Below are 23,462 nucleotides of genomic sequence, written 5' to 3' on the forward strand. Positions count from 1 at the left end.
GCCGCTCGGGCTCAGACCTCGTACACGGCGCCCGCGTACGCGAGGTCGACCGGGCCGTCGTAGACCGCGCGGGCGTCGGCCAGGTTCTGCCGGGGGTCGGTCCACGGCGGGATGTGCGTGAGGACCAGCCGCCCGACCCGGCCGGCGCGGGCGAACTCCCCCGCTTCGCGGCCGTTGAGGTGGAGGTCGGGGATGTCCTCCTTGCCGTGGGTGAAGGACGCCTCGCACAGGAAGAGGTCCGTCTCCTCGGCCAGCAGCCCCAGCTCGGGGCAGACGCCGGTGTCGCCGGAGTACGTGAGGGAGCGGCCGCCGTGCTCGACGCGGATGCCGTACGCCTCCACCGGGTGGCTGACCCGCTCGGTGCGGACCTGGAACGGGCCGATCTCGAAGGTCGCGGGCTTCAGGGTGCGGAAGTCGAAGACCTCGCTCATCGAGCGCTCGTCGGGGACGTCGTCGTAGGCGGTGCTCAGCCGCCTCTCGGTGCCCTCCGGGCCGTAGACGGGGATGGCGGAGCAGCGGCCGCCCTCGTGCCGGTAGTAGCGGGCCACGAAGTACGCGCACATGTCGATGCAGTGGTCGGCGTGCAGGTGGCTCAGGAAGATCGCATCGAGGTCGTAGAGACCGATGTGGCGCTGCAGCTCGCCGAGGGCTCCGTTGCCCATGTCGAGGAGCAGCCGGAAGCCGTCGGCCTCGACGAGGTAGCTCGAACAGGCCGATTCCGCGGACGGGAACGACCCCGAGCAGCCGACGACGGTGAGCTTCATGGAGCGTGAACCTCCAGGGACGGTCCGTGGACGGAATGCGGGCCGTGCGTGGGTCGAGCGTAAGGCGCGAAACGTCGGGTCGCTCCTCCGCGGCAGGCCGTTGTGGGGGGAATCACCTGTGCTGTCACCCGGGGGAGCGACAGGGGGCACGGGCGTGCCGGTGTACTGCCGTGCCGGGGCCTGCGGGCGAGGATAACGTCGGAACATGGACACGTCCTGGTGGCCCGCGGCGGCGGCGGTGGTCGCCGTGTTGCTGGTGGTGCTGGTCGCGGGGCGGCTGCCGGCGCTGCCCCGGCGTGCCCTGCCGCAACACGCCTCCGGTACGGAGCCGCGGCCGCGCCCGGGCGAGCTGTGGTGCCTCGCGGACGGGCGGCCGTGCCTGGTGCTGACGGTGGAGCCGGTCCGGGCGCACCGGGCGCGGGTGGCGTGGATCAGCGGGAAGTACGACGACCGGCGGCCCGGGGTGATCCCGCTGCCGCCGGGGACGGTGGGGTCCCAGGGCCGTCCGGGTTTCCTGGAGGCGGACCGGCCGGAGCAGGTGTGGGTGTGGGAGTTCCGCAGCCGGCTGGGGGTGCTGGACCCGGCGGTGTGGGACGAGGTCAAGGGACTCGGAGGTGGCGGGTGATGGCGGGCGAGGTGCGGGTGCGGCGGGTCTACGATCCGGCGGAGCCGGAGGCGGACGGCGTACGGGTGCTGGTGGACCGGCTGTGGCCGCGGGGCCTGGCGAAGGCGCGGGCGGAGGTGGACGAGTGGCCGAAGGCGGTGACGCCGTCCGGGGAGCTGCGCACGTGGTTCCACGCGGGGGGCGGTTCGGCCGAGGAGTTCCGGCGGCGCTACGAGGCGGAGCTCGCGGAGCCGGAGGCGGCGGCGGAACTGTCCCGGTTGCGCGGGCTGGCGGCGAAGGGCCCGGTCACCTTGCTGACGGCGGTCCGGGACCCCGCGTCGAGCCACGCCGCGATCCTGGCGGAGCTGCTGTCCCCGTGACGGCCCCGGCGGTTCCCCTGACGGCCCCGGCGGTCCCCTGACGGCCGGCCCCGGGCCGGGTTCGGGTCAGTGCGGGCCGGGGCCGCGGCCGGGGGTCACGCCCAGAGCTGGCCCTGGAGGGTTTCGATGGCCTCTTCCGTGGTCTTCGCCGTGTAGACGCCGGTGGAGAGGTACTTCCAGCCGCCGTCGGCCACGACGAACACGATGTCCGCCGACTTCCCCGCGTCGACCGCCTTGCGGCCGACGCCGATCGCCGCGTGCAGGGCGGCTCCGGTGGAGACGCCCGCGAAGATGCCCTCCTGCTGGAGGAGTTCCCGGGTGCGGGTGACCGCGTCGGCGGAGCCGACCGAGTAGCGGGTCGTCAGGACGGAGGCGTCGTACAGCTCGGGGACGAAGCCCTCGTCGAGGTTGCGCAGGCCGTACACGAGGTCGTCGTAGCGGGGCTCGGCGGCGACGATCCTGATGCCTTCGACGTGCTCGCGCAGGTACCGGCCGACGCCCATCAGGGTGCCGGTCGTGCCGAGCCCGGCCACGAAGTGGGTGATCGAGGGGAGGTCCCGCAGGATCTCCGGGCCCGTGGTGGCGTAGTGGGCGCCCGCGTTGTCCGGGTTGCCGTACTGGTAGAGCATCACCCAGTCGGGGTGCTCGGCGGCCAGTTCCTTCGCCACCCGGACGGCGGTGTTCGATCCGCCCGCCGCCGGTGACGAGACGATCTCGGCTCCCCACATGGCGAGAAGGTCGCGGCGCTCCTGGCTCGTGTTCTCCGGCATGACGCACACGATCCGGTAGCCCTTGAGCTTCGCCGCCATCGCCAGGGAGATGCCGGTGTTGCCCGAGGTGGGTTCCAGGATGGTGCAACCGGGGTGGAGCCGGCCGTCCTTCTCGGCCTGCTCGACCATGTGGAGCGCGGGGCGGTCCTTGATCGAGCCGGTCGGGTTCCGGTCCTCCAGCTTGGCCCAGATCCGTACGTCCTCGGAGGGCGACAGCCTGGGCAGCCGGACGAGCGGCGTGTTGCCGACCGCGGCCAGCGGGGAGTCGTAGCGCATCAGACGGAGCCGCCGGCGACGGCCGGGAGGATGGTGACGCTGTCGCCGTCCTTGACCGCGGTGGAGATGCCGTCGAGGAAGCGGACGTCCTCGTCGTTGAGGTAGACGTTCACGAAGCGGCGCAGCTTGCCGCCGTCCACGATGCGCTCCTCGATGCCCTTGTGGCGCTTCTCCAGGTCGGCGAAGAGCTCGGACAGCGTGGCGCCCTCACCGGTGACGGCCTTCTCGCCGTCGGTGTAGGTGCGGAGGATGGTGGGGATGCGGACCTCGATGGCCATGGCAGCAGGCTCCAGTCGTGTCGTGACAAAGGTGTGGGGGCGCGGCGCAGGGCCCCCCGCGCGAGGGGCTGTGGGTGCTCAGGCGGCAGGACAGATACTGCTGGCGAGGCGGCACAGGTCGACGTGCAGCCGCGCCACGAGCAGCAGCCTGCCGGGCGTCTCGATGCTCACGTCGTGGGGAACCATGCGGTCATGTTAACGATTCCCGGTGCCCGGTTTGGAGTGTGATCCCGCATCGTGGACGCCATACGCTCACATCGTGGTCAGTAGGCCTCGACGACCTGCACTTCCTCCTCGGTGATGACGCCGTCGACGATGCGGTACGAGCGGAACTGGAACTCGCCGAGGCCGTCGGTGTCGGCCGTCGAGACGAGGACGTAGTGCGCGCCGGGCTCGCCCGCGTAGGAGACGTCGGTGCGCGAGGGGTAGGCCTCGGTCGCGGTGTGGGAGTGGTAGACGATGACGGGGTCCTCGTCGCGGTCGTCGAGCTCCCGGTAGAGCTTCAGCAGATCCTTCGAGTCGAACTCGTAGAACGTGGGCGAGCGGGCGGCGTTGAGCATCGGGATGAACCGCTCGGGGCGGTCGGTGCCGGCCGGGCCGGCGACGACGCCGCACGCCTCGTCGGGGTGGTCCTGGCGGGCGTGCTCGACGATCCGGTCGTACAGGTCCTTGGTGAGGGTCAGCATGAGCGACAGGATAAGCAGACGGGCCCTCCCGTACCGAGGTGTGGTACGGGAGGGCCCGGATCGTGGACACGAGCTCGGTGGAGCAGGCGTCGGGCGACCTCGTCAGGAGACCTTGTTGAAGGCGGCTCCGGCCGGGTTGCGGCGCTTGAGCACCAGGTAGGAGACGCCGAGGATCAGGCCCCACAGCGGGGCGCAGTAGAGCGAGACGCGCGAGTCGGCGTCGATGCCCATCATCACGATGACGACGGCGATGAAGGCGAGCGAGAACCAGCTCGTCCAGGGCGCGCCCGGGGTCTTGAACGGGGAGGCGGGCAGCGCTCCGCGGTTCACCAGGGAGCGGTAGCGGATCTGGCAGACCAGGATCATGATCCAGGCCCACATGCCGGAGATGGTGGCGAAGGAGACGACGTAGTCGAAGGCCTTGCCCGGGGCGACGTAGTTGATCCAGACGCCCACCAGCATCAGGGCGGCGGAGAAGGTGGTGCCCACGAGCGGGGTGCCGCTCTTGGTGAGCTTGGTGAAGACCTTCGGGCCCTGGCCGTTGAGCGCGAGGTCGCGCAGCATGCGGCCGGTGGAGTACATGCCGGAGTTGCAGGAGGACAGGGCGGCGGTCAGCACGACGAAGTTGACGATCGCGGCGCCGAGGCCGAGGCCCATCTTCTCGAAGGCGAGCACGAAGGGGCTCTCGCCGGCCTTGAAGTTCGACCACGGGATGACCGACATGATCATGATGAGGGCGCCGACGTAGAAGACGGCGATGCGCCACGGCACGGTGTTGATGGCCTTGGGCAGGGTCTTCTCGGGGTCCTTGGACTCGCCGGCGGTGACGCCGACGAGCTCGACCGCGAGGAAGGCGAACACGACGATCTGGAGCGTCATCAGCGTCTCGCCGATGCCGTTCGGGAAGAAGCCGCGGTCGTTCCACAGGTTGGAGAAGGAGGCGCCGCCGGCGGCGTCGGAGAAGCCGATGGTCAGGACGCCCGCGCAGATCAGGATCATGCCGACGATGGCGGTGACCTTGACCATGGAGAACCAGAACTCCAGCTCACCGAAGAGCTTCACGGAGATCAGGTTGGCGGCGTAGAGGATGACCGTGAAGATCAGCGCGTAGGCCCACTGCGGGAAGCTGTCGTGGGTCCAGTACGACATGTACTTGGCGGCGGCGGTGACCTCGGTGATGCCGGTGACCACCCAGAAGAGCCAGTAGGTCCAGCCGGTGGCGTATCCCCAGAAGGGGCCGAGGAACTGGCGGGCGTAGTCCGAGAAGGAGCCCGAGACCGGGCGGTACATCAGCAGCTCGCCCAGGGCGCGCATGATGAAGAAGATGACCAGGCCCGCGATGGCGTAGGCCAGGATCAGGCTCGGTCCCGCCTTGGAGATCGCCTTGCCGGCGCCCAGGAAGAGACCGGTGCCGATGGCTCCGCCGATCGCGATCATCTGGATCTGGCGGGCGCCGAGTGCGCGGTGGTAACCCTCGCCGCCCTCGGCCGGTGCGCCCTCGCCGGGCGTCCTGTCGTGCTGCTCGACCTGCACAGAGGTCATGTCTTGGTGCGCCTTTCTCCACGCCGACCCGCGCCTTGACTGGCTGCGGATCGGGTCCTCGATCCCCCCGGATACGGATGGAGTTGCACCCGGCGGTCAGCCGGTTCAAGCAGGCCGGGGGACATGGGTGGCGCCCCGTCGGCGGTCGTGAAGATTTATCACGGCCCTACGGGTGATCGGCGGACGGAAATGTGACGCAGGACACCGGGAATTCGGGACAAAGGTCCCGAAACAGATCAGATCACCGCATGGCGGTGATCTGATCGTTATCCGGATTTGAGCGTCCGCTGAGCGAACGAGGCGCGGGCGGTACGCGAGCGATGGCCGCGTCTGAGGTTTTCCTGAGGTTTCGGGCGGCTCTCAGAGGGTTTCGATGAGCGTCTCCTGAAGCCCGCCGAGCCAGAGGTAGGCCATCACCATCGGCTTGCGCGGATCGTCATCCGGCAGCCGGAAGAGCATGGCGCTCTCGTCGTCCTCGGTGATCTCCAGGCGGGCCGCGATGGTCAGCCGGAGGTCGTTGAGGGCGCCCAGCCAGCGCAGCGGCAGCTCCCCGGTCAGCTCCAGCACGGCCGCCTCGTCCTCGCCGGGCGCGAGCCCGTCCAGGCTCCGCACGACGGCCAGCGCGTCCTCCCGCTTGCGGGTGCGCAGGTCGTTCTCGGTGAACCGGCGGAACTCGGCCGACCGGGCGGCGAGCTCGGCCGGGTCCACACCCTGGTCCTCGGGGCCGGGGCCGCCGTAGGCGTCGGGGAAGAGCCGGGCCAGCGCCGGATCGGCCGGCCGCTCGGTGGGCCCGTCGCTGCCCTCGGCGAACAGCACGGCCAGCGGGTCCGCGTCCGCGTCGGGCTCGGGTGCGCCCGGCCCGATGAGCTCCAGCAGCTGCACGGCCAGGGAGCGCAGGATGGAGATCTCGATCTCGTCCAGCGTGATGGCGGCGCCGCCGCCCTTCAGGGCCTCGAACATCCCGGCGGAGCGCCCCATCAGACGCGGTCCTGGGAGAGGGTTGCCCACAGGCCGTAGCCGTGCATGGCCTGCACGTCGCGCTCCATTTCCTCGCGGGTGCCGCTGGAGACGACCGCCCGCCCCTTGTGGTGGACGTCGAGCATCAGCTTGTGCGCCTTGTCCTTCGAATAGCCGAAGTACGCCTGGAACACGTACGTCACGTAGCTCATGAGGTTGACCGGGTCGTTGTGCACGAGGGTCACCCAGGGGACGTCGGGCTCGGGGACCGCGGCGGCTTCTTCTGCCGACTCGGTGCGTTCGATCTCAATGGGAGCAACACTCACTCGTCCCATGCTGCCACTGTGACCGGCCCGTCGCACAAACGACCCCGACATCTCGTCACTCTGACGAAATGTGCGCTAGCATCCGTGTCATGAACCCTGCGGACCTGGGCCTGCCGGTGGACGTGCCGTCGACAGCGCTCTTCACGGATCACTACGAGCTCACGATGCTGCAGGCCGCCCTGGCGAACGGCACCGCCGACCGCCGCTCGGTCTTCGAGGTCTTCACCCGGCGGCTGCCCGAGGGGCGGCGCTACGGGGTGGTGGGCGGCACCGGCCGCGTCCTGGACGCGGTCGAGAACTTCCGCTTCGACGGCGCCGTGCTGGAGTTCCTGCGCGAGCGCGCCGTCGTCGACATGCGGACCCTGGACTGGCTGGCCTCCTACCGCTTCTCGGGCGACATCTGGGGCTACCCGGAGGGCGAGGTCTACTTCCCCGGCTCCCCCCTGCTGCGTGTCGAGGGCAGCTTCGCCGAGTGCGTGCTGCTGGAGACGGTGGTCCTGTCGATCCTGAACCACGACTCCGCGATCGCGGCCGCCGCCTCCCGCATGGCCTCGGCGGCCGGCGGGCGGCCGCTGATCGAGATGGGCGCGCGGCGTACGCACGAGCTGGCGGCCGTGGCGGCCTCGCGGGCCGCGTACGTCGGCGGATTCGCCTCGACCTCGGACCTGGCGGCGGGCTTCCGCTACGGGATCCCGACGGTCGGCACCTCCGCCCACGCCTTCACCCTGCTGCACGACAGCGAGCGCGACGCCTTCACGGCGCAGGTGGCCTCGCTCGGCGGGGGGACCACCCTGCTGGTGGACACCTACGACGTCGCCGAGGCGGTGCGGACCGCCGTGGAGGTGGCCGGGCCGGGACTGGGCGCGGTCCGGATCGACTCCGGTGACCTGCTGCTGGTCGCGCACCGGGTGCGCCAGCAGCTGGACGAGCTGGGCGCGACGGGGACGCGGATCGTGGTGACCTCGGACCTGGACGAGTACGCCATCGCCTCGCTGGCGGCGGCTCCGGTGGACGCGTACGGCGTCGGCACCCAGCTGGTGACCGGCAGCGGGCACCCGACCTGCTCGATGGTCTACAAACTGGTGGCCCGCGCCCAGTCCGCCGACCCGAAGGCGCCGCTGGTGCCGGTGGCGAAGAAGGCGAGCGGCGGGAAGACCTCCGTCGGCGGCCGCAAGTGGGCGGCGCGGCGGGTCGACGCCGAGGGCGTGGCGGAGGCCGAGGTCGTCGGGACCGGGCCGGTCCCCGCGGCCCTGGCGAACCGGCAGCTGCTGGTCGAGCTGGTCAAGGCCGGCGAGGTCGTCGCCCGCGAACCGCTGGAGGCCGCGCGGGAGCGCCACCGCGAGGCCCGGGCCGGCCTCCCCCTGTCGGCGACGCAGCTCTCGCGGGGCGAGGCCGTGATCCCGACGGAGTACGCGTAGCGCGGCCCGGGCGGGGGGAAGAGCCTCCCGCAGGGCCCGCCGCAGCACACCACCGAGCCGAAGGGCACCCGAAATGCACCGCGCACTGATCGTCGTCGACGTACAGAACGACTTCTGCGAAGGCGGCAGCCTGGCGGTCGCCGGCGGGGCCGACGTGGCCGCCGCCATCACCGAGCTGATCGGGCAGGCCACCCCCGGGTACCGCCACGTCGTGGCCACCCGTGACCACCACGTCGACCCGGGCCCGCACTTCGCCCGCCCGCCGGCCGAGCCGGACTACCGGGAGTCCTGGCCCGTGCACTGCGTCGCCGGCACCGAGGGCGTGGGGTTCCACCCGAACTTCGCGCCCGCCGTGGCCTCCGGCGCCGTCGCCGCCGTCTTCGACAAGGGGGCGTACGAGGCCGCGTACAGCGGGTTCGAGGGCGCCGACGAGAACGGCACGGGGCTGGCGCAGTGGCTGCGCGAGCGGCACGTCAGCGAGGTCGACGTCGTCGGGATCGCCACGGACCACTGCGTCCGGGCCACCGCGCTCGACGCCGCCCGCGCCGGTTTCACCACCCGGGTGCTGCTGAACCTGACGGCGGGCGTGGCCGCGGACACGACCGAGCGGGCCGTGGAGGAGCTCCGGACGGCCGGCGTGGCCGTGGTCGGCGGCCCCGCCCGCTAGGCCGGTGCCGGGGCCCCCAGGGGCCCTCTCAGGTGCCCAGGAGGGCCCGGATGGGGTGCCAGAGCTCCTGGGCCCGGTCCGGGGCGCCCCGCCAGAGCAGGCCGTCCGGGTGGTGCAGGACGGCCGTGACCTCGTCGGGGGTGGGGGGCTCGGCGTTGCCCCGCAGGTACACCGCGCGCATGCCGTGGTTCCGCAGCCTGGTCAGGGCGCGGGCCCGGTTCGCGGCGTGCACGAGCACGCGGACGTTGCCGTCCTCGCCGGACGGCCTGGGCAGGGTCAGCGCGACCACCACGCTGCCGCCTGGCAGTCTGACGAAACCTCCACCGGGCATGATCTTCAGCTCCCCCGTCAATAAGAAACTCAGCTCACGCATCTAAACGCGATCGGCCGCCGCCCGCTAGAGGGCGACGGCCGATCATGCTGTGACCTGCTGTTTTACGAGTTACTTCGCGGCGGGGCCGACCTCGACCGTCATCTGGAGACCGTCGTAGGTCTCCTTGGCGATCTTGATCTTGGTGTTGGTGTCAGTGACCTTCACCGAGCCGGTCGGGTTCTCGTCGTAGTAGTACTTGCCCTTGTGGTCGTCGAAGACCAGGTTCGCGGGCTTCGGCTTGAGGAAGAGCTCCTCGCCGTTCTTGTGCAGGGTGAACGCGTCCGTCGAGTACGCGCTGAACGGCGCGTCGTACGGCTGGATCTTGTTCCGCAGCAGGGTGCCGTCGGCCCACTTCATGGGCTTGGCGTTGGCGTCGATCGGGAGGATCAGACCGGCGCCCGGGTGCTGGCTGACGTTGTTGTCCTTCTGGGACTTGTCCCAGAGCCAGATCAGCAGGCCGTCCTGGTACGGGTAGTGCTCGACCCAGTTCGGCTTGGTGTTGGCGAAGCCGAAGTTGTACGGGCCGACCTTGAGGGTGGAGTCGTACGACACGTAGCGGCGGTTCTCCGCGATGTAGTACTGCTCGTACTCCTTGGTGAAGCCGGCGCCGATGCGCGAGAAGCCCTTGCCGGTCCAGCCGTTGTCGCCGTTCTCGGCGCCGTCGGTGAACAGGGTCTGGCCGTCCGCGGTGATCGAGAGGGCGTCGGCGGTGAAGCCCTTGCCGCCCGCGCCGCCGTCCGTCTGGTAGCGGAAGCGGAGGTCGATCTTCTTGCCCGCGTAGGCGTCGAGCGGGAACTTCAGGTCCTGCCAGCCGCCGGAGACGTCGGTGAGACCGGCGTTGCCCGCGGCGTCGGCCGGGATGGCCTTGCCGTTGGCGGTGCCGTTCAGGACGGTCCAGGTGGCGCCGCCGTCGGTGGACACCTCGGTGTAGAGGTAGTCGTAGTCCTTCTCGATGTCCCACCAGCCCTTGAGGGACAGGGCGGCGGAGGACTTGCCGGTCAGGTCGACCGAGCGGGTCAGGGTGTTCTTGAGGTCGTCACCCATGTTGCTCCACCACTGGGTGGAACCCTCGGCGGGAGTGGTGACCTCGGTCTTGACCTGCTTCTTCGGCAGCTCGACGAGCAGCGCCTGCTTGTCCTTGGTGTTGTACTCCGAGACGCCCAGCTTGTGGGTGGACTTCGTCGCGGCCTTCGCCGTGTCGTAGTTCAGCCAGCCCAGCTGCAGCTTGTCCCAGGCGGTCATGTCGCCGGGGAGGTCGCCTATGGAGTCCTTGCCCTCGCCGAGCCAGGAGCCGGCCGACATCAGGGACCAGAAGCCGACGGAGTTCTCGGCGCCACCGGAGGTGTCGTAGAGGTCCGGCAGACCGAGGTCGTGGCCGTACTCGTGGGCGAAGACGCCGAGGCCGCCGTTCTCGGGCTGCATCGTGTAGTCGCCGACCCAGATGCCGGTGTCGCCGATCTGGGTGCCGCCGGCCTTGTTGTTCTCCGGGCCGGTCTTGCCCGCGTTGGTGCCGTAGGCGTACCAGCGGTGCGCCCACAGCGCGTCGTGGCCCTGCACGCCGCCGCCGGCCGACTCGTCCTCGCCCGCGTGGACGATCTGGAAGTGGTCGATGTAGCCGTCGGGCTCGTTGAAGTTGCCGTCGCCGTCGAAGTCGTTGCGGTCCCACTGGTCGTACTGCGCCAGCTGGGCCTTGATCTGGGCGTCGGTCTTGCCGGCCTTCTTCTGCGCGTCGACCCAGGCGTTGACGCCGTCGCGGACGGTGTCCCAGACGTTGGCGCAGTTGGTCTGACCGCAGTAGTTCGAGCCGTAACGGGCCTCGTTGTACGGGACCTTGACCCAGTCGGCGACCTCGCCGTCGACGGAGTAGCGGCCCGAGGAGGTCTTCTCGTAGTAGGTCTTCAGCGAGTTCTTGCCCTGGCCGGTACCGAAGTACAGGTCCTGGAAGTACTCGCGGCTGAAGTCCTTGCGCCAGGCGGTGCTGTTGTTCGTGGAGCGGTCCGGCTGGGCGATCTGGTTGTGCGCCGGGCCGGGGGCGCCGCCGTACTTCGGCACGGCCGGCTTCGGGCCGTCGGGGCCGTCCGGGTCGAACATGGTCGTGTTGTCGACCTGGTCGCCGAAGTCGACGAGGATCGTGAAGATCTTGTCGGTCTTCTCGCGGCCGAGCTCGACGTACTTGTTGTCGTCGAGCTTGACGACCTTCGAGGCACCCCGCTGCTCGACCTGCTTCTTGCCCTTCAGCACCTGGTCAAGGGCAGCCTCGCGCGCCTGCGCCTGCTGCTTGCTGAACGGACCGTCGAGGTTGTGGGGGACCTGCTCCTTGGCGGGAGCGGTCGGGTCCTGGCGGTCCGCGGCCGGCGCGCCGCCCCAACTGGTGTCGGCCTGGGCCGCGGTGAAGAAGGCGCCGGAGGCCGCGGTGGCGGCCAGGGTCACGCCGATGGCTGCGGCACGCAGCGCTCGTCGGCGACTGGAAATGCTGGTCACTTGATGTCGTTCCCCTCCCGCGGCCGCGACACAGGTCGGAACATCTCCGTAGGAGTGGGGGGTTCCGCGCGGCGCGCGTCTCAAGTGACGACATTTGACCGGAGAGTCGAGAGAAAAGACAGACCTTGACTTGTTCCTTACAACTGCACTATGCGGTCAGGTGGTTCCGCTATCCGGACGTTCTCCTGCCATATGGGACGAAGGGCGCTTCCCGGCCCTCGCGCAGTGGTGGAGCGTGACCCCGTGCGCCCCCCGTGCACCGGCACCGTGGGTTAGGTCACGCTTACTGCCGGTTCCGCCCGGGAATCTCCCGTCCTAGAGTCTCCTGACTGGCCCTCCCGCCTTGAGGACGGATACCGCCATGCCGCGTCCGACTGCCGCACAGCTCGTGTACGGGTCCGCCACCGTCGTCGTGTCGACCATCGCCATGCTGCTGCTCTCGCAGACGAGTTCGGGCATCGGGGTCGCGGTGATCTGTGTGGCCGCGCTGGCCCTCGGTCTGCTCATCGCCGTCAGCGGGGCGATCCCTGCACGGCGCCCGCGCCCGGCTGCCTCTGCTGCCGGGGCCGAGGCGAGGGTGGAGGCGGAGGCAGGGGCTCCCATGCCGGCGGCCGCCCGGGTGCCTGAACCCCGGACGGCCGCTGCCGAACAGCCGGTGCACCACTGAGCCGTACGCCCGCACGGCCCGGGGTGCGCCGCGCTACACCACCCTGACCACCACGGTCTTGCCGACCTTGTCGTGCAGGCCCTGCTTGTACGGCTTGTCCACGAGCATCGAGATGATCAGCGCGAGCGGCCACAGGCAGAAGCAGCAGATCAGCGTCGGCAGCCAGAGCACCGCGGCGCGGGCCAGGGAGGCGCCCGAGGGCGGGACGCGGCCGTCGTTGAGCATGGCGGTGCGCAGGCCCAGTGCCTTCTTGCCGATGGTCTGCCCGCTCCGGTGGGTGAACCACCAGTCGTAGCCGACGTACGCGGCGATCGAGATCAGGGTCATCGCGAGGCCGGCGCCGCTGTACGACTTGGTGATGACCTCGCTGACGTCCTCGCCCTTGTTCGTCTCGACCATGTAGCGGTTGGTGCCGAAGGCCAGCTGGATCAGGGCCAGGGGAATGGCCACGATGATGAGGTCGATGATGCGGGCACCGAGCCGCTTGCCGAAGTCGGCGAGCGGGGGCATCCCGGCGAGCGGGTCGGGCATGCCGTAGCCGCCACCGCCGTACGCCCCTCCCCCGCCGTTGTACGGGCCGCCCGGCGGCGGGGGCGGAGGGGGCGGGTAGCCGCCTCCTCCGCCCCCGTACGGGCCTTCCCCGCCGCCGTACGGGCCTCCGGGCGGCGGGGGCCCGCCCGAGGTCGGCGGCTGCGGGGGCTTCTTGAGGAAGGGGTCGTCCTCGGGCGGCTCGGCCGGCGGCGGCTGATCGGTGCTCATGCCCCGAGTCGAACCCGCCTCCTGACGGCCCGCAACGGGACACGGTCCGTTAGGGGCATCCGCGCCCCGTACGGCGCCCGGGGCGGTACGGGGGCCCTGCGGGCGCCCCTAGCGGGACACGTACGTCCTGGCGGCGCGGTCGTGCCAGCCGCGGCGGCGGGGGCGGTCGCCGAGGCACCACAGGCTGCCGAGGAGCCCGAAGAGGGCGAACACCAGCCAGCGGCGCAGGGCCGCGCCGAAGCCCGGGGGGCGCAGGGTCGCGGCGGCCAGGACCCGGATGCCGAGGAGCTTCTTGCCCGGGGTGCGGCCCCAGCGGGCGGTGGGCAGGGCCTCGTAGAACACCCCGAAGAGGAGGACGGCGGCGAGGACGAGGCCCAGGTAGCCCGCGACGGTCCCGTCGAACAGCCAGACGGTGGTGGTGTGGCCGGTGCCGCGGGCGGCGTCCACCTTGGCCCGCAGGTGTGCGGTGGCGGCGGGCAGCAGGGGCCGGGCGGCGGCCGCGGCGACCGCGGCGAGGACGAGGGAGTCCAGGGCGCGCGCCACGGCCCGGCGCGCCAGTCCGGCCGGCCGTACGGCCCGCTCCGCCATCTGCTCGAACACCTCCCGCCCGGTGGGCCGGTGCCGGGCGGGGGCCGGGCCCTCCGCCTCCGGCCGGTCGGCGGGCGGCTCGGCCGGGAGCGGACCGCCCGCGGCGGGGCCCTGCCGCGGCGTCCAGGGGACGGCACCCCGCGGCGCGGACTCCCCGTCCCGTGGCTCCCGTTCGTCCCGCTCGCCGCCGCCTGCGGCAGGCCGGGCGCCGCCCGCCTCCGGGCCGGGCCGGGTCGGCGCGGGCCGCTCGGGCGCCCAGGTGCCGGTGCCCCGCGGGCCGGCGGGGGCCGGCTCCGCCGCCCGGATCTCCGCCCGGACCTCCGCGTGGGCCGCCTGCCGGGCGCCGGCTTCGTCCGGGGCGGGGCGGTCCGGGCTGGACGGCCACGGGGGTGCGTCCGGCGCGGCGCGGTTCGGCGCGGGCTGCCCGGACGGGGGCCAGGGGCCGGGTTCCGCGCGCTGCGGGCGGGGGGCCTCCCGGGCCTCGGGCCAGGAAGAGGTGAGGCCGGAGTCCGATCCGCCGCCCGGGGCGGAGGGCCAGGCCGGGGATTCGGCGGCGGGGGACCGCGCCGACAGGATGCCCACCCCCTCGGCCGAGCCGCGCGCGGCCCCCGTCCCCGCACCCGCCCGGGCGAAGGACACCCCCGGCCCCCGCTCCGCCACCGGCTCGGGCTCGGCCTCCGGCTCGGGCTCCGGCTTCGGCTTCGGCTTCGGATCCCGCTCCGGCTCCGCGCGGTGGCCCCAGGACACCCGGTCGTCGCGGGACCCGCCGAAGCCGGCCTGCTGGGCGGGATCGGCCTGCCACGCGGCCGCCGGCGCCCGCTCGGCCACCACCTCGGTCACGCCCGTCCGGTCCAGGAACACCGGCCCCGTCTCGTCGGCAGGAGTGGCGGGGCGGCTCGTACCCGGGACCCAGGACAGGCCGTTCCAGTACCGGACGTACCCGGGGATGGACGGATCGGGGTAGTAGCCCTCGCGGGCCGCGTGCTCGCCGTCACCAGGGGAGGCCGTCAATGTCCCCAACTCCGATCGTGGCTTGAGGCTTGTGCAGGGGGAGGACCATAGCCAAGAACCGCCCCCCGACCGGTGGGGTAACGGGAGAATCCAAGCCTTCGAGCGAACCTCCCCTCGTACGACTCTTTTCGGTCAGCCGACAGAAACCGGCCAATCCCCGTGGGGCTGCCCGAAGTCGCGTCATACCCGGGCACTTCGGCGCTCTCTGGGGTGCGGGGCCGGAACCGGCCCGCACCCGGCACCCCTGCACCCCTGCAGACCTGCAGGGGTGCATCCCGAACCGAGAAGAGGCCGCCATGCAGCACCACCCCGTCATCGAGCGCGAGCTGGAACTCAAGCTGGTCCTGTCCCCCGAGCGCAGCATCGCCGTCCCCGCCCGCCTGGTGTACCTCGCCGACGACCCGTACGCCGTGCACATCACCTTCCACACCGGCTCCAGCACGCCGGTGAACTGGACCTTCGCCCGCGAGCTGCTGGTCGAGGGGGTGTTCCGCCCGTGCGGCCACGGCGACGTCCGGATCTGGCCCACGAAGGTGGACGACGAGGCGGTGCTGTGCATGGCGCTGAGCTCCCCGGACGGCGACGCCCTGCTGGAGGCCCCGGCGCCGGCCGTCTCGGCCTGGCTGGAGCGCACCCTGCGCGCCGTGCCGCCCGGCAGCGAGGCCGAGCGGCTGGGCCTGGACGAGGCGCTGGCCGAGCTGCTCGCCCCGACTCCGGCCGACGACCTGTGGATGCGCGACCCCTGGCCGTCGGACGAGTCGGCGGACGGTGAGCTGTGATGGCGGGCGGGCGGAGCCCCGTACCGCGGCCGGGCCGGTGCGGGGCGTCAGCAGAGCTTGCCGGGGTTGAGCAGGCCGAGGGGATCGAAGGCCCATTTGACCGCGCGCTGCATCTCCAGTCCCACGGGTCCCAGTTCGCGGGCGAGCCACTCCTTCTTCAGGACGCCGACCCCGTGTTCGCCGGTGATGGTCCCGCCGAGCTCCAGCCCGAGTTCCATGATCGCGTCGAAGGAGGCGCGGGCCCGCCGCGTCTCGTCCGGGTCGGCCGGGTCGAAGCAGACCACCGGGTGCGTGTTGCCGTCGCCCGCGTGCGCGCAGACCCCGATCAGCAGGTCGTGCGTACGGGCGATGGCGGACGTACCGTCCAGCATCTCGGCGAGCCGCGAGCGCGGTACGCACACGTCGTCGATCATCGTCGCGGGCCGCAGGGCCTCCAGGGCGGTCAGCGACATCCGGCGGGCCCGCAGCAGCAGTTCGGACTCCGTCGGGTCTTCGGCGGGTACGACGGCGGTGGCTCCGGCGGCCGTGCACAGCCGCGCCAGGGCGGCCAGGTCGCCGGGGGCCTGCGGGGTGTCGAAGGCGGCCAGCAGCAGGGCCTCGGTGGTCTCGGGCAGGCCCATCCGGCCGAGGGCGTTGACGGCCCGGACGGTCGTACGGTCCATCAGTTCGAGCAGCGAGGGCGTCAGGCCCGCCTCCATGACGGCGCAGACGGCCGCGCAGGCGGCCGCGGCGGAGGGGAACTCGGCCGCAAGCGCGAGCTGCGGGAGCAGTGCGGGGCGCAGCCCCAGGACGGCGCGCACGACGACGCCGAGGGTGCCCTCGGAGCCGGTGAAGAGGCGGGTGAGGTCGTACCCGGCGACCCCCTTGGCGGTGCGCCGGCCCGTCCGCAGCAGCCGCCCGTCGGCGAGCACCACGTCGAGGCCGAGCACGTATTCGGCGGTGACCCCGTACTTGACGCAGCACAGGCCGCCGGAGCCGGTGCCGATGTTGCCGCCGATGGTGCACTGCTCCCAGCTGGAGGGGTCGGGCGGGTAGTACAGGCCGTGTTCGGCGACGGCCCGGGACAGGACGGCGTTGACGACGCCGGGTTCGACGACGGCGATGCGGTCGACGGTGTCGATCTCCAGGATCCGGTCCATCCGGATCAGGGAGAGCACGATGCAGCCGTCGGTGGCGTTGGCCGCGCCGGACAGGCCCGTGCGGGCGCCCTGCGGGACGACGGGGACGCGTAGGGCGGTGGCGGTGCGCAGGACGTGCTGCACCTGTTCGACGGTGCGGGGCAGGACGACGGCCGCCGGGGTGCCGGCGGGGCAGAAGGTGGCCATGTCGGTGGCGTAGGAGGCGGTGACCTCGGGGTCGGTGAGGACGGCCTCGGCGGGGAGCCCTTCCAGCAGGCTCTCCTTCACCCGCGCGGGGAGCGGTGGCTGCGCGGGGTGCGGTACGGAGGCCGGGAGATCATCAGCTGTGAGATCCATGGGCTCAGCGTGGCACCGGGGGCCATCGGTGTGAACACGGCCGTTACCGGCTTCGGACAGCCGGGCCGTCTCTTCATATTGACGCACAGTGACTTCATGGACCGTATCGACGAGGAATCGCAGCAGCCCGTGCCGCCCGTGACCTTCACCGGCCGCAAGACGCTCGTGGCGGCCGCGGTTGCCGTGGTCCTGATCGTCGGGGCGCTGGTGATCCGGCCGGCCCGCCAGGACGACGACGCGCGTCCGCCGGGCCCCAGCGAACGGGCCGCCTCGGCGGTCGGGATGGGCGCGCCCGCGTCGGCGGTGGACCTGACGGCGCTGGTCGCCGACCGGGAGAAGTGGGTCGCGGTCCATCCGGACGACGAGGGGTCGTGGGCGGTGCTCGGGGCGGCGTACCTGGAGCAGGCGCGGCGGACGGCGGCGCCGGGCTGGTTCCCGAAGGCGGAGAAGGCGCTGAAGCGGTCGCTGGAGATCCATCCGGCCGAGAAGGGCAACTTCGACGCGATGACGGGCATGGGCACGCTGGCCAACGCCCGCGGGGACTACACCACCGGCAAGAAGTGGGGCGAGCTCGTACGGGCGCAGGCACCGCAGCGGTGGACGGCGTACCCGGTGCTGGTGGACGCCTACTCGGGTCTGGGGGACTACAAGGGCGCCGAGCGGGCGATGGAGCGGCTGGTGGACCTGCGGCCGGGGCTGACGGCGTTCGTCCGGGCCTCGCAGGTCTACCGCGACCGCGGCTGGCGCGAGGACGCGGCGATGGCGATGGAGCACGCGGCGGCCGCGGCGAAGTCCCCGGCGGAGAAGGCGTACGTGCTGTTCCGGCTCGGGGAGCTGGCCTGGGAGCGCGGGGAGACGACGGAGGCGCTCGGCCAGTACGAGGGCGCCCTGCGGGCGGACCCGGCGCAGGCGGAGGCCCTCGGCGGCCGGGCGCGGGCGCTGGCCGGGCTGGGCCGGGGCGGGGAGGCGGTACGGGACTACCGGCTGGCGCTGGGCCGGGCGCCGATGCCGCGACTGGCGCTGGAGCTGGGCGAGTTGCTGGAGTCGCTGGGGCGGGCGGACGAGGCGCGGGTGCCCTACGACATGCTGCGGGCGGCCGCGGCGCGGGAGGGGGCGGACGGGGCGGACGACGAGGTGGTCCTCGGCCTGTTCGAGGCGGATCACGGGGATCCGGCCGCGGCGGTGCGGCGGCTCACGCAGGAGTGGGCGCGGCACAAGAACATGCAGGTGGCGGATGCGCTGGGGTGGGCGCTGCACAGGTCGGGGGATGACACGGCGGCCCTGGAGTACGCGAAGAAGGCGACGGACCGGGGTTTGCGCAGTGCGGACTTCGCCTACCACCTGGCGATGATCGAGCGGGGTGTCGGGGACGAGGCCGGGGCGCGGCGCCACCTGCAGGAGGCGATGCGCACGAACCCGCGGTTCTCGCCGGTGCGGGTGCCGCTGGTGAAGGAGGCCCTGGCCTCGATCGGCCAGCCGCCGCCGGGCGGTCCGGAGAACATGCAGCCGCCCACGCCTTGGGTGGCGCCGGAACTGCCCAAACCGGCCAAGCCGGCCAAGCCCGCCAAGCCCGCGCCGAATCCCGCGGTGGCGAAGGCGGCCGCGCAGAAGCCGGGCGGGCAGAAGCCGGGCGGGCAGCCGAAGCCGGCCGCCGCGCCGGCGAAGCCGAAGCCGGCCCCTTCGCCGGCGCTGACGCCGGCACCGGGCCCGTCGGGTGAGTGACGGCCGCGGGCCGGGGCCCGGGAGCGAGTGCCCCGGACCCCGGCCGCGTCACCGCCGGCCCGCGGGGGGCCTGCGTACCCGCTGTGGCGGCTAGAGGTTGCCGCGCTTGGCCTGCTCGCGCTCGATGGCCTCGAACAGGGCCTTGAAGTTGCCCTTGCCGAAGCCCATGGAGCCGTGGCGCTCGATCATCTCGAAGAAGACCGTCGGGCGGTCCTGCACCGGCTTGGTGAAGATCTGCAGCAGGTAGCCGTCCTCGTCGCGGTCCGCGAGGATCTTCAGCTCGCGCAGGGTCTCGATCGGGACGCGGGTGTCGCCGACCCACTCGCCGAGCGTGTCGTAGTACGAGTCCGGGGTGTCCAGGAACTGCACGCCCGCCGCCCGCATCGCGCGCACCGTCGCCACGATGTCGTTGGTCGCCAGCGCGATGTGCTGGACGCCGGCGCCGCCGTAGAACTCCAGGTACTCGTCGATCTGCGACTTCTTCTTCGCGATCGCCGGCTCGTTGATCGGGAACTTGACCTTCAGGGTGCCGTCCGCGACCACCTTCGACATCAGCGCCGAGTACTCGGTCGCGATGTCGTCGCCCACGAACTCCTTCATGTTCGTGAAGCCCATGACCTTGTTGTAGAAGCCGACCCACTCGTTCATGCGGCCGAGCTCGACGTTGCCGACGCAGTGGTCGATCGCCTGGAAGGTCCGCTTGGCCGGCGGCTCGACCATCGGGTCGACGGCGACGTAGCCCGGCAGGTAGGGGCCGGAGTAGTTCGAGCGGTCGACCAGGGTGTGGCGGGTCTGGCCGTAGGTGGCGATCGCGGCCAGCACGACCGTGCCGTGCTCGTCGGTCAGCTCGTACGGCTCGTCCAGGCCGCGCGCGCCCTGCTCGACGGCGTACTTGTACGCGGCGCGGGCGTCGGGGACCTCGATGGCGAGGTCGATGACGCCGTCACCGTGGTCGGCGACGTGCTCGGCGAGGAAGCGGCCGTGGTCCGTGGTCGCCTTGATGACCGAGGTCAGGACGAAGCGCGCGGCGCCGTTGGTGAGGACGTAGCTGGCCGTCTCGCGCACGCCGTTCTCCGGTCCGGAGTAGGCGACGAGCTTCATGCCGAAGGCGGTGGAGTAGTAGTGCGCGGCCTGCTTGGCGTTGCCGACGGCGAAGACGACCGCGTCCATGCCCTTCACCGGGAAGGGGTCTGCCTCACGCGCGGTGTGCGGGGTGGTTTCCAGATTCGTCGAAGACTCAGTCATGAGCGCAGAGTCCCGCCGATCCACAAGCTGCGCAATAGTTTCGATTTCTGCTGTACAGGTTGCCCAGTAGGGGCGGAGGATGACTGAGAGATCTGTGCAGGATGACCACTCCCCGAGCGCCCTGGAGGACCCCGATGGGAATCGACGCACTCGACGGCCGGCTCATCGTCCTGCTCGCGCGGGAGCCGAGGATCGGGGTCCTGGAGGCCTCGCGCCGGCTCGGCGTGGCCCGCGGCACCGTGCAGGCCCGGCTCGACCGGCTCCAGGCGAACGGGGTGATCCGCGGATTCGGCCCCCAGGTCGATCCGGCCGCCCTCGGGTATCCGGTGACGGCCTTCGCCACGCTGGAGATCAAGCAGGGCCAGGGAGCCGACGTACGGGCCCACTTGAGCGGGGTGCCGGAGGTGCTGGAGCTGCACACCACCACCGGGCACGGGGACATGCTGTGCCGGCTGGTGGCCCGGTCCAACGCCGACCTCCAGCGGGTCATCGACCGGGTGGTCGGCTTCGAGGGGATCGTGCGGGCCTCGACGGCGATCGTCATGGAGAACCCGGTCCCGCTGCGGATCATCCCGCTGGTGGAGCAGGCGGCCGCGGACGGCTGAGCCCTTCCGCGGACGGGCCTGCCGGTTTCAAGGTAGGCGTTGCGGTTCCAAAGAAGGCGTTGCAAAGAAACCCTTGCATAGGACTCTTTGCATGCTTAGGGTTGAGGCATGCCCGAAGAACCCGGAACCGCCAAGCAGCCCACGGTCCGCACCCTGGACGCCCGCTCCCTGCGGGGGCTCGCCCACCCCCTGCGCATGCGCATGCTGGCCGCCCTGCGGCAGGACGGTCCGGCCACGGCCTCCCAGCTGGCCGAGCGGCTCGGCGAGTCCAGCGGCTCCACCAGCTACCACCTGCGCCAGCTCGCCGCGCACGGGTTCGTCGAGGACGCCCCGGAGCACGGCAAGGGCCGCGAGCGCTGGTGGCGGGCCGCCCACGACGGCACACGCTTCGACGAGTCGCTGACGTCCGACGACGACCCCGAGACGCGCGGCGCGGCCGACGTCTTCCTGCACGAGATCGCGGCGATCCACGCGCAGGAGATGAACACCTGGCTCGGCAGTGCGCACGGCTGGCCCGACACCTGGCGGCGCGCCTCGGACCTCAGCGACTTCACGCTGCAGCTGACGCCCGAGCAGAGCGGTGAACTGATCCAGAAGATGCACGCGCTGGTCAACAGCTACCGCGACCTGCCGCGGGCGCAGGACACGGAGACCGTCCGCGTCCACACCCACGCCTTCCCGCGCCGCAACGGCGCATAGCGCGTACGTCCACGCCGGCGCCCGCAGGCGGCCCGCGGGCGGCGGCAGGCGCCGCCAGGCACCCGCGGGCGGCCTGAGCGCCGTACGCCGGCCACCCGAATGTCATGGCCTTGTCATGACCTGCAGAAGAAGGAGTCCTGCCATGCACGCCTTCACGTCTCCCGAGAGCCACTTCGACGCCCACATCGCCCGTACCGCCGAGCTCGCCGCCGAGGCCGGGGCCTGGCGCCTGTGCCGGTCGGCCGCCCCCGCCATCTCCCTGCGCAACCGGCTCGGCGCGGCACTGATCGGCGCCGGGCTGCGCCTCGTACAGCCCGGCCCCCTCCCCGCACGGATCGCCCGCACCCCGCGCGCCGCATGAGCCGGCGGCCCTTCGCTGCCGTCCTGGCCGCCAACACCATCTCCATCGCCGGAAGTTCACTCACCCTCATCGGCGTCCCGTGGTTCGTCCTGCAGACCACGGGCAGCGCCGGGCGGGCCGGGGTGGTCGCCTTCTGCGCCACCCTGCCCGTCGTGGTCGCCGCCCTCGTCGGCGGCCCGGTCATCGACCGGATCGGCCGCCGCCGGGTATCCGCGGTCTCCGACCTGATCTGCGGGCTGGCCGTCGGCGCGATCCCGCTGCTGCACTACGCGGGCCTGCTGGAGTTCTGGATGCTGTGCGCGCTGATGGCCGTGGGCGGCCTCGTGCACACCCCCGGCCTGACCGCCCGCGGCGTCCTGCTGCCCAGCCTGGCCGAGCACTCCGGCACCACCCTCACCCGGGCGGCGGGCCTCTACGACGCGGTCTCGCGCGGAGCCCGGATGATCGGCGCCGCGGTGGCCGGCCTGCTGATCGCGGTGTTCGGGCCCGAGGCCGTCCTGCTGCTGGACGCGGCCACCTTCGCCGTGTCGGCGCTGCTGGTCACCGTCTTCCTGCGCGGGGTGCCGGCCGCCGATCCGCAACGTGCCGCCGGCAAGGCCTCGTTCGCCGCCTACCGGGTCGAACTCGCCGAGGGCTGGACCTTCCTGACCCGTTCGCGGCTGCTGCTCGGCATCACCCTGATGGTGATGATGACCAACGGCCTGGACCAGGGCTGGTCCTCGGTGCTGCTGCCCGTGCACGGCCGCGAGGCCCTCGGCGGCGCCACCGCGCTCGGCCTGCTGATCTCCCTGTTCGGCGGCTCCGCCCTGCTCGGCGCCCTGCTGTACGGGTGGTGGGGCGAGCGCTTCCCCCGCAGGACCGTCTTCGCGGCGGCCTTCCTGGCCTCCGGCGCGACCCGTTACGCGGTCGCCGCACTCACCGACAGCACGCTCCCGCTCGCCGTGACGATGGCCCTGGCCGGGCTGGGCGCGGGCATGCTGAACCCGATCCTGACCACCGTGGTCTACGAGAAGGTGCCGGAGGCCCTGCGCAGCCGGGTCGCCGGGGTGAGCACGGCGGGCTGTGAGCTGACCATGCCGCTGGGCGGGCTCGCCGCCGGTCTGCTGGTCGACGGGTTCGGGACGGCGCCGGCGCTGCTGCTGTTCGGCGGCACGTACCTGCTCGTCACGCTCGCGCCGCTGGTGTTCCCGGCCTGGCGCACCATGGAGCGGGCGGCCGGGCCGGTCAGCACGACGGAGCCGGCTCTCCCCGGTTCAGCGCCCGCAGGGCGTTCACCGCATCCGTCAGCGAACTGACGGGGACCAGCCGCAGCCCCTCGGGGAGCTCGGAGCGGGCGTCCGCGCACTCCGCCTCCGGTACGAGGAACACGTCCGCCCCGTCGCGGCGCGCGGCCTGGGTCTTCAGCGCCACTCCGCCGACGGCGCCGACCTTGCCGTCGGGGCTGATGGTGCCCGTGCCGGCGACGGTGCGGCCGCCGGTGAGCTCGCCGCCGCTGCCGTCCCCGTCGAGCTTGTCGACGATGCCGAGGGAGAAGAGGAGGCCGGCGCTCGGCCCGCCGACATCGGCGAGGTGGAGCTCCACCTTCACGTCCTTGGGATCCTTGTGGAGATAGCCGAGGGCGGCCTGGGAGGCGGCCGACTGCGAGGTGGCCATTTCCTCCAGGTTGCGCTCTTCGATCTCCTCGTCGGTTCCGCCCGAGGGGTAGACGGCCTCCTTGGGCATGACCGCCCGCGTGGAGTCGAACAGGTTGTCCAGCAGCTCGGGCAGGGTCACCGTGGTCGACGGGCCGGTCGCCTGGATGGTGGTCATCCGCAGCTGGCCGGTGGTCTGCCGGGTCGGCGCGCCGGAGACGACGATGACCTGCTTGCCGTCCCGGACCCCGAGCACGTCGGCCGTGGGCCCGGGCTGGGCGACCACGAACGGCAGCGGCGCGAAGGCGGCGGCGGCGAACAGGCCGAGCACGGGCGCGGCGCAGACGGCCAGGGCGGCGGGACGCGGCAGACGTGTGAGGCGAGAGAGCACCCGGCCA

General features: G+C 72.1%; 26 protein-coding genes. 11 read left to right on the top strand and 15 right to left on the bottom strand.

The features are described from left to right. Window positions 1-11: 11 nt before the first annotated feature. Window positions 12-764, bottom strand: coding sequence for an MBL fold metallo-hydrolase (locus tag ABZ128_RS08290; RefSeq protein ID WP_356846846.1), 753 nt, complete (start codon window positions 762-764; stop codon window positions 12-14). Window positions 765-969: 205 nt separating this feature from the next. Here ABZ128_RS08290 and ABZ128_RS08295 point away from each other — a divergent pair, with 205 nt between their 5' ends. Then, window positions 970-1,389, top strand: coding sequence for a hypothetical protein (locus ABZ128_RS08295; protein ID WP_356846847.1), 420 nt, complete (start codon window positions 970-972; stop codon window positions 1,387-1,389). Beyond that, on the top strand, window positions 1,389-1,748 hold the full coding sequence (locus ABZ128_RS08300) for a DUF488 family protein (protein WP_356846848.1): 360 nt from the start codon (window positions 1,389-1,391) through the stop codon (window positions 1,746-1,748). The genes ABZ128_RS08295 and ABZ128_RS08300 overlap by 1 nt, the downstream gene beginning before the upstream one ends. Window positions 1,749-1,843: 95 nt before the next feature. On the opposite strand, the gene ABZ128_RS08305 is transcribed toward ABZ128_RS08300, so the two are convergent. The 7 genes from ABZ128_RS08305 to clpS form a co-directional block, all read right to left on the bottom strand. Continuing rightward, entirely contained in the window at window positions 1,844-2,794 is a 951-nt protein-coding gene (locus ABZ128_RS08305) for a cysteine synthase (protein ID WP_356846849.1), read from the bottom strand. After that, entirely contained in the window at window positions 2,794-3,072 is a 279-nt protein-coding gene (locus tag ABZ128_RS08310) for a MoaD/ThiS family protein (RefSeq protein ID WP_356846850.1), read from the bottom strand. The genes ABZ128_RS08305 and ABZ128_RS08310 overlap by 1 nt, the downstream gene beginning before the upstream one ends. Before the next feature lie 78 nt (window positions 3,073-3,150). Continuing rightward, window positions 3,151-3,258, bottom strand: a complete 108-nt coding sequence (locus ABZ128_RS08315) for a putative leader peptide (protein WP_324603773.1) — start codon at window positions 3,256-3,258, stop codon at window positions 3,151-3,153. Between the two features lie 77 nt (window positions 3,259-3,335). Further along, window positions 3,336-3,758 carry a M67 family metallopeptidase gene (locus tag ABZ128_RS08320; protein ID WP_356846851.1) on the bottom strand — a complete coding sequence of 141 codons (423 nt, stop codon included), beginning with the start codon at window positions 3,756-3,758 and terminating at the stop codon, window positions 3,336-3,338. 102 nt (window positions 3,759-3,860) lie between these two features. Continuing rightward, the gene (locus tag ABZ128_RS08325) at window positions 3,861-5,300 is read right to left on the bottom strand and encodes an amino acid permease (RefSeq protein ID WP_356846852.1); all 1,440 of its coding nucleotides are present in this window, start codon (window positions 5,298-5,300) and stop codon (window positions 3,861-3,863) included. 360 nt (window positions 5,301-5,660) lie between these two features. Further along, window positions 5,661-6,278, bottom strand: coding sequence for a DUF2017 domain-containing protein (locus tag ABZ128_RS08330; protein ID WP_356846853.1), 618 nt, complete (start codon window positions 6,276-6,278; stop codon window positions 5,661-5,663). After that, the gene (gene clpS, locus ABZ128_RS08335; protein ID WP_356846855.1) at window positions 6,278-6,592 is read right to left on the bottom strand and encodes an ATP-dependent Clp protease adapter ClpS; all 315 of its coding nucleotides are present in this window, start codon (window positions 6,590-6,592) and stop codon (window positions 6,278-6,280) included. Before clpS ends, ABZ128_RS08330 begins: the two co-directional genes overlap by 1 nt. Before the next feature lie 80 nt (window positions 6,593-6,672). On the opposite strand from clpS, the gene ABZ128_RS08340 reads away from it, so the two are divergent. Then, a complete protein-coding gene (locus tag ABZ128_RS08340) occupies window positions 6,673-8,001 on the top strand; it encodes a nicotinate phosphoribosyltransferase (protein ID WP_356846856.1) in 1,329 nt (442 codons plus the stop codon). Window positions 8,002-8,074: 73 nt separating this feature from the next. Beyond that, window positions 8,075-8,668: an isochorismatase family protein gene (locus ABZ128_RS08345; protein ID WP_356846857.1), complete on the top strand. Its 594-nt coding sequence runs from the start codon at window positions 8,075-8,077 to the stop codon at window positions 8,666-8,668. 28 nt (window positions 8,669-8,696) lie between these two features. On the opposite strand, the gene ABZ128_RS08350 is transcribed toward ABZ128_RS08345, so the two are convergent. Beyond that, window positions 8,697-8,999, bottom strand: coding sequence for a hypothetical protein (locus tag ABZ128_RS08350; RefSeq protein ID WP_356846953.1), 303 nt, complete (start codon window positions 8,997-8,999; stop codon window positions 8,697-8,699). Between the two features lie 111 nt (window positions 9,000-9,110). Then, on the bottom strand, window positions 9,111-11,513 hold the full coding sequence (locus ABZ128_RS08355; RefSeq protein WP_356846954.1) for an immune inhibitor A domain-containing protein: 2,403 nt from the start codon (window positions 11,511-11,513) through the stop codon (window positions 9,111-9,113). Window positions 11,514-11,883: 370 nt separating this feature from the next. Between ABZ128_RS08355 and ABZ128_RS08360 the strand changes: the two genes are divergently transcribed. Then, window positions 11,884-12,189, top strand: coding sequence for a hypothetical protein (locus tag ABZ128_RS08360; RefSeq protein ID WP_356846858.1), 306 nt, complete (start codon window positions 11,884-11,886; stop codon window positions 12,187-12,189). A 33-nt stretch (window positions 12,190-12,222) separates the two neighbouring features. Here the strand turns inward: ABZ128_RS08360 and ABZ128_RS08365 are convergent, their stop codons facing one another. Both ABZ128_RS08365 and ABZ128_RS08370 read right to left on the bottom strand, forming a co-directional pair. Beyond that, the gene (locus ABZ128_RS08365) at window positions 12,223-12,948 is read right to left on the bottom strand and encodes an RDD family protein (RefSeq protein WP_356846859.1); all 726 of its coding nucleotides are present in this window, start codon (window positions 12,946-12,948) and stop codon (window positions 12,223-12,225) included. A 108-nt stretch (window positions 12,949-13,056) separates the two neighbouring features. After that, window positions 13,057-14,556, bottom strand: coding sequence for an RDD family protein (locus ABZ128_RS08370; protein WP_356846860.1), 1,500 nt, complete (start codon window positions 14,554-14,556; stop codon window positions 13,057-13,059). A 287-nt stretch (window positions 14,557-14,843) separates the two neighbouring features. On the opposite strand from ABZ128_RS08370, the gene ABZ128_RS08375 reads away from it, so the two are divergent. After that, complete coding sequence (locus ABZ128_RS08375) at window positions 14,844-15,326, top strand: SsgA family sporulation/cell division regulator (protein WP_356846861.1); 483 nt, start codon at window positions 14,844-14,846, stop codon at window positions 15,324-15,326. A gap of 47 nt (window positions 15,327-15,373) precedes the next feature. On the opposite strand, the gene ABZ128_RS08380 is transcribed toward ABZ128_RS08375, so the two are convergent. Then, window positions 15,374-16,801 carry an FAD-linked oxidase C-terminal domain-containing protein gene (locus ABZ128_RS08380; RefSeq protein ID WP_356846863.1) on the bottom strand — a complete coding sequence of 476 codons (1,428 nt, stop codon included), beginning with the start codon at window positions 16,799-16,801 and terminating at the stop codon, window positions 15,374-15,376. A 96-nt stretch (window positions 16,802-16,897) separates the two neighbouring features. On the opposite strand from ABZ128_RS08380, the gene ABZ128_RS08385 reads away from it, so the two are divergent. Continuing rightward, window positions 16,898-18,523, top strand: a complete 1,626-nt coding sequence (locus ABZ128_RS08385) for a tetratricopeptide repeat protein (protein WP_356846864.1) — start codon at window positions 16,898-16,900, stop codon at window positions 18,521-18,523. A gap of 90 nt (window positions 18,524-18,613) precedes the next feature. Here the strand turns inward: ABZ128_RS08385 and hppD are convergent, their stop codons facing one another. Beyond that, the gene (gene hppD, locus ABZ128_RS08390; protein ID WP_356846866.1) at window positions 18,614-19,768 is read right to left on the bottom strand and encodes a 4-hydroxyphenylpyruvate dioxygenase; all 1,155 of its coding nucleotides are present in this window, start codon (window positions 19,766-19,768) and stop codon (window positions 18,614-18,616) included. A gap of 134 nt (window positions 19,769-19,902) precedes the next feature. Here hppD and ABZ128_RS08395 point away from each other — a divergent pair, with 134 nt between their 5' ends. The 4 genes from ABZ128_RS08395 (at window position 19,903) to ABZ128_RS08410 (ending at window position 22,728) form a co-directional block, all read left to right on the top strand. After that, window positions 19,903-20,373, top strand: a complete 471-nt coding sequence (locus ABZ128_RS08395) for an Lrp/AsnC family transcriptional regulator (RefSeq protein WP_356846867.1) — start codon at window positions 19,903-19,905, stop codon at window positions 20,371-20,373. A gap of 108 nt (window positions 20,374-20,481) precedes the next feature. Beyond that, window positions 20,482-21,072: a helix-turn-helix domain-containing protein gene (locus ABZ128_RS08400; protein ID WP_356846868.1), complete on the top strand. Its 591-nt coding sequence runs from the start codon at window positions 20,482-20,484 to the stop codon at window positions 21,070-21,072. Window positions 21,073-21,214: 142 nt separating this feature from the next. Then, window positions 21,215-21,433 (top strand): hypothetical protein, encoded by a 219-nt coding sequence (locus ABZ128_RS08405; protein WP_356846869.1) that lies wholly within the window; start codon window positions 21,215-21,217, stop codon window positions 21,431-21,433. After that, entirely contained in the window at window positions 21,430-22,728 is a 1,299-nt protein-coding gene (locus tag ABZ128_RS08410; protein WP_356846871.1) for an MFS transporter, read from the top strand. The genes ABZ128_RS08405 and ABZ128_RS08410 overlap by 4 nt, the downstream gene beginning before the upstream one ends. Here ABZ128_RS08410 and ABZ128_RS08415 read toward each other — a convergent pair. Next, entirely contained in the window at window positions 22,658-23,455 is a 798-nt protein-coding gene (locus ABZ128_RS08415; protein ID WP_356846872.1) for a S16 family serine protease, read from the bottom strand. The two genes, ABZ128_RS08410 and ABZ128_RS08415, sit on opposite strands and share 71 nt — an antisense overlap. Between the last annotated feature and the right edge of the window lie 7 nt (window positions 23,456-23,462).

This window comes from Streptomyces sp. NPDC006326 (assembly GCF_040612915.1).
Taxonomy (GTDB): Bacteria; Actinomycetota; Actinomycetes; order Streptomycetales; family Streptomycetaceae; genus Streptomyces.

Coding starts and splice junctions, on each gene's coding strand:
- ABZ128_RS08290 (WP_356846846.1), bottom strand. CDS start 764: ATGAAGCTCACCGTCGTCGGCTGCTCGGGGTCGTTCCCGTCCGCGGAA.
- ABZ128_RS08295 (WP_356846847.1), top strand. CDS start 970: ATGGACACGTCCTGGTGGCCCGCGGCGGCGGCGGTGGTCGCCGTGTTG.
- ABZ128_RS08300 (WP_356846848.1), top strand. CDS start 1,389: ATGGCGGGCGAGGTGCGGGTGCGGCGGGTCTACGATCCGGCGGAGCCG.
- ABZ128_RS08305 (WP_356846849.1), bottom strand. CDS start 2,794: ATGCGCTACGACTCCCCGCTGGCCGCGGTCGGCAACACGCCGCTCGTC.
- ABZ128_RS08310 (WP_356846850.1), bottom strand. CDS start 3,072: ATGGCCATCGAGGTCCGCATCCCCACCATCCTCCGCACCTACACCGAC.
- ABZ128_RS08315 (WP_324603773.1), bottom strand. CDS start 3,258: ATGGTTCCCCACGACGTGAGCATCGAGACGCCCGGCAGGCTGCTGCTC.
- ABZ128_RS08320 (WP_356846851.1), bottom strand. CDS start 3,758: ATGCTGACCCTCACCAAGGACCTGTACGACCGGATCGTCGAGCACGCC.
- ABZ128_RS08325 (WP_356846852.1), bottom strand. CDS start 5,300: ATGACCTCTGTGCAGGTCGAGCAGCACGACAGGACGCCCGGCGAGGGC.
- ABZ128_RS08330 (WP_356846853.1), bottom strand. CDS start 6,278: ATGGGGCGCTCCGCCGGGATGTTCGAGGCCCTGAAGGGCGGCGGCGCC.
- clpS (WP_356846855.1), bottom strand. CDS start 6,592: ATGGGACGAGTGAGTGTTGCTCCCATTGAGATCGAACGCACCGAGTCG.
- ABZ128_RS08340 (WP_356846856.1), top strand. CDS start 6,673: ATGAACCCTGCGGACCTGGGCCTGCCGGTGGACGTGCCGTCGACAGCG.
- ABZ128_RS08345 (WP_356846857.1), top strand. CDS start 8,075: ATGCACCGCGCACTGATCGTCGTCGACGTACAGAACGACTTCTGCGAA.
- ABZ128_RS08350 (WP_356846953.1), bottom strand. CDS start 8,999: ATGCCCGGTGGAGGTTTCGTCAGACTGCCAGGCGGCAGCGTGGTGGTC.
- ABZ128_RS08360 (WP_356846858.1), top strand. CDS start 11,884: ATGCCGCGTCCGACTGCCGCACAGCTCGTGTACGGGTCCGCCACCGTC.
- ABZ128_RS08365 (WP_356846859.1), bottom strand. CDS start 12,948: ATGAGCACCGATCAGCCGCCGCCGGCCGAGCCGCCCGAGGACGACCCC.
- ABZ128_RS08375 (WP_356846861.1), top strand. CDS start 14,844: ATGCAGCACCACCCCGTCATCGAGCGCGAGCTGGAACTCAAGCTGGTC.
- ABZ128_RS08380 (WP_356846863.1), bottom strand. CDS start 16,801: ATGGATCTCACAGCTGATGATCTCCCGGCCTCCGTACCGCACCCCGCG.
- ABZ128_RS08385 (WP_356846864.1), top strand. CDS start 16,898: ATGGACCGTATCGACGAGGAATCGCAGCAGCCCGTGCCGCCCGTGACC.
- hppD (WP_356846866.1), bottom strand. CDS start 19,768: ATGACTGAGTCTTCGACGAATCTGGAAACCACCCCGCACACCGCGCGT.
- ABZ128_RS08395 (WP_356846867.1), top strand. CDS start 19,903: ATGGGAATCGACGCACTCGACGGCCGGCTCATCGTCCTGCTCGCGCGG.
- ABZ128_RS08400 (WP_356846868.1), top strand. CDS start 20,482: ATGCCCGAAGAACCCGGAACCGCCAAGCAGCCCACGGTCCGCACCCTG.
- ABZ128_RS08405 (WP_356846869.1), top strand. CDS start 21,215: ATGCACGCCTTCACGTCTCCCGAGAGCCACTTCGACGCCCACATCGCC.
- ABZ128_RS08410 (WP_356846871.1), top strand. CDS start 21,430: ATGAGCCGGCGGCCCTTCGCTGCCGTCCTGGCCGCCAACACCATCTCC.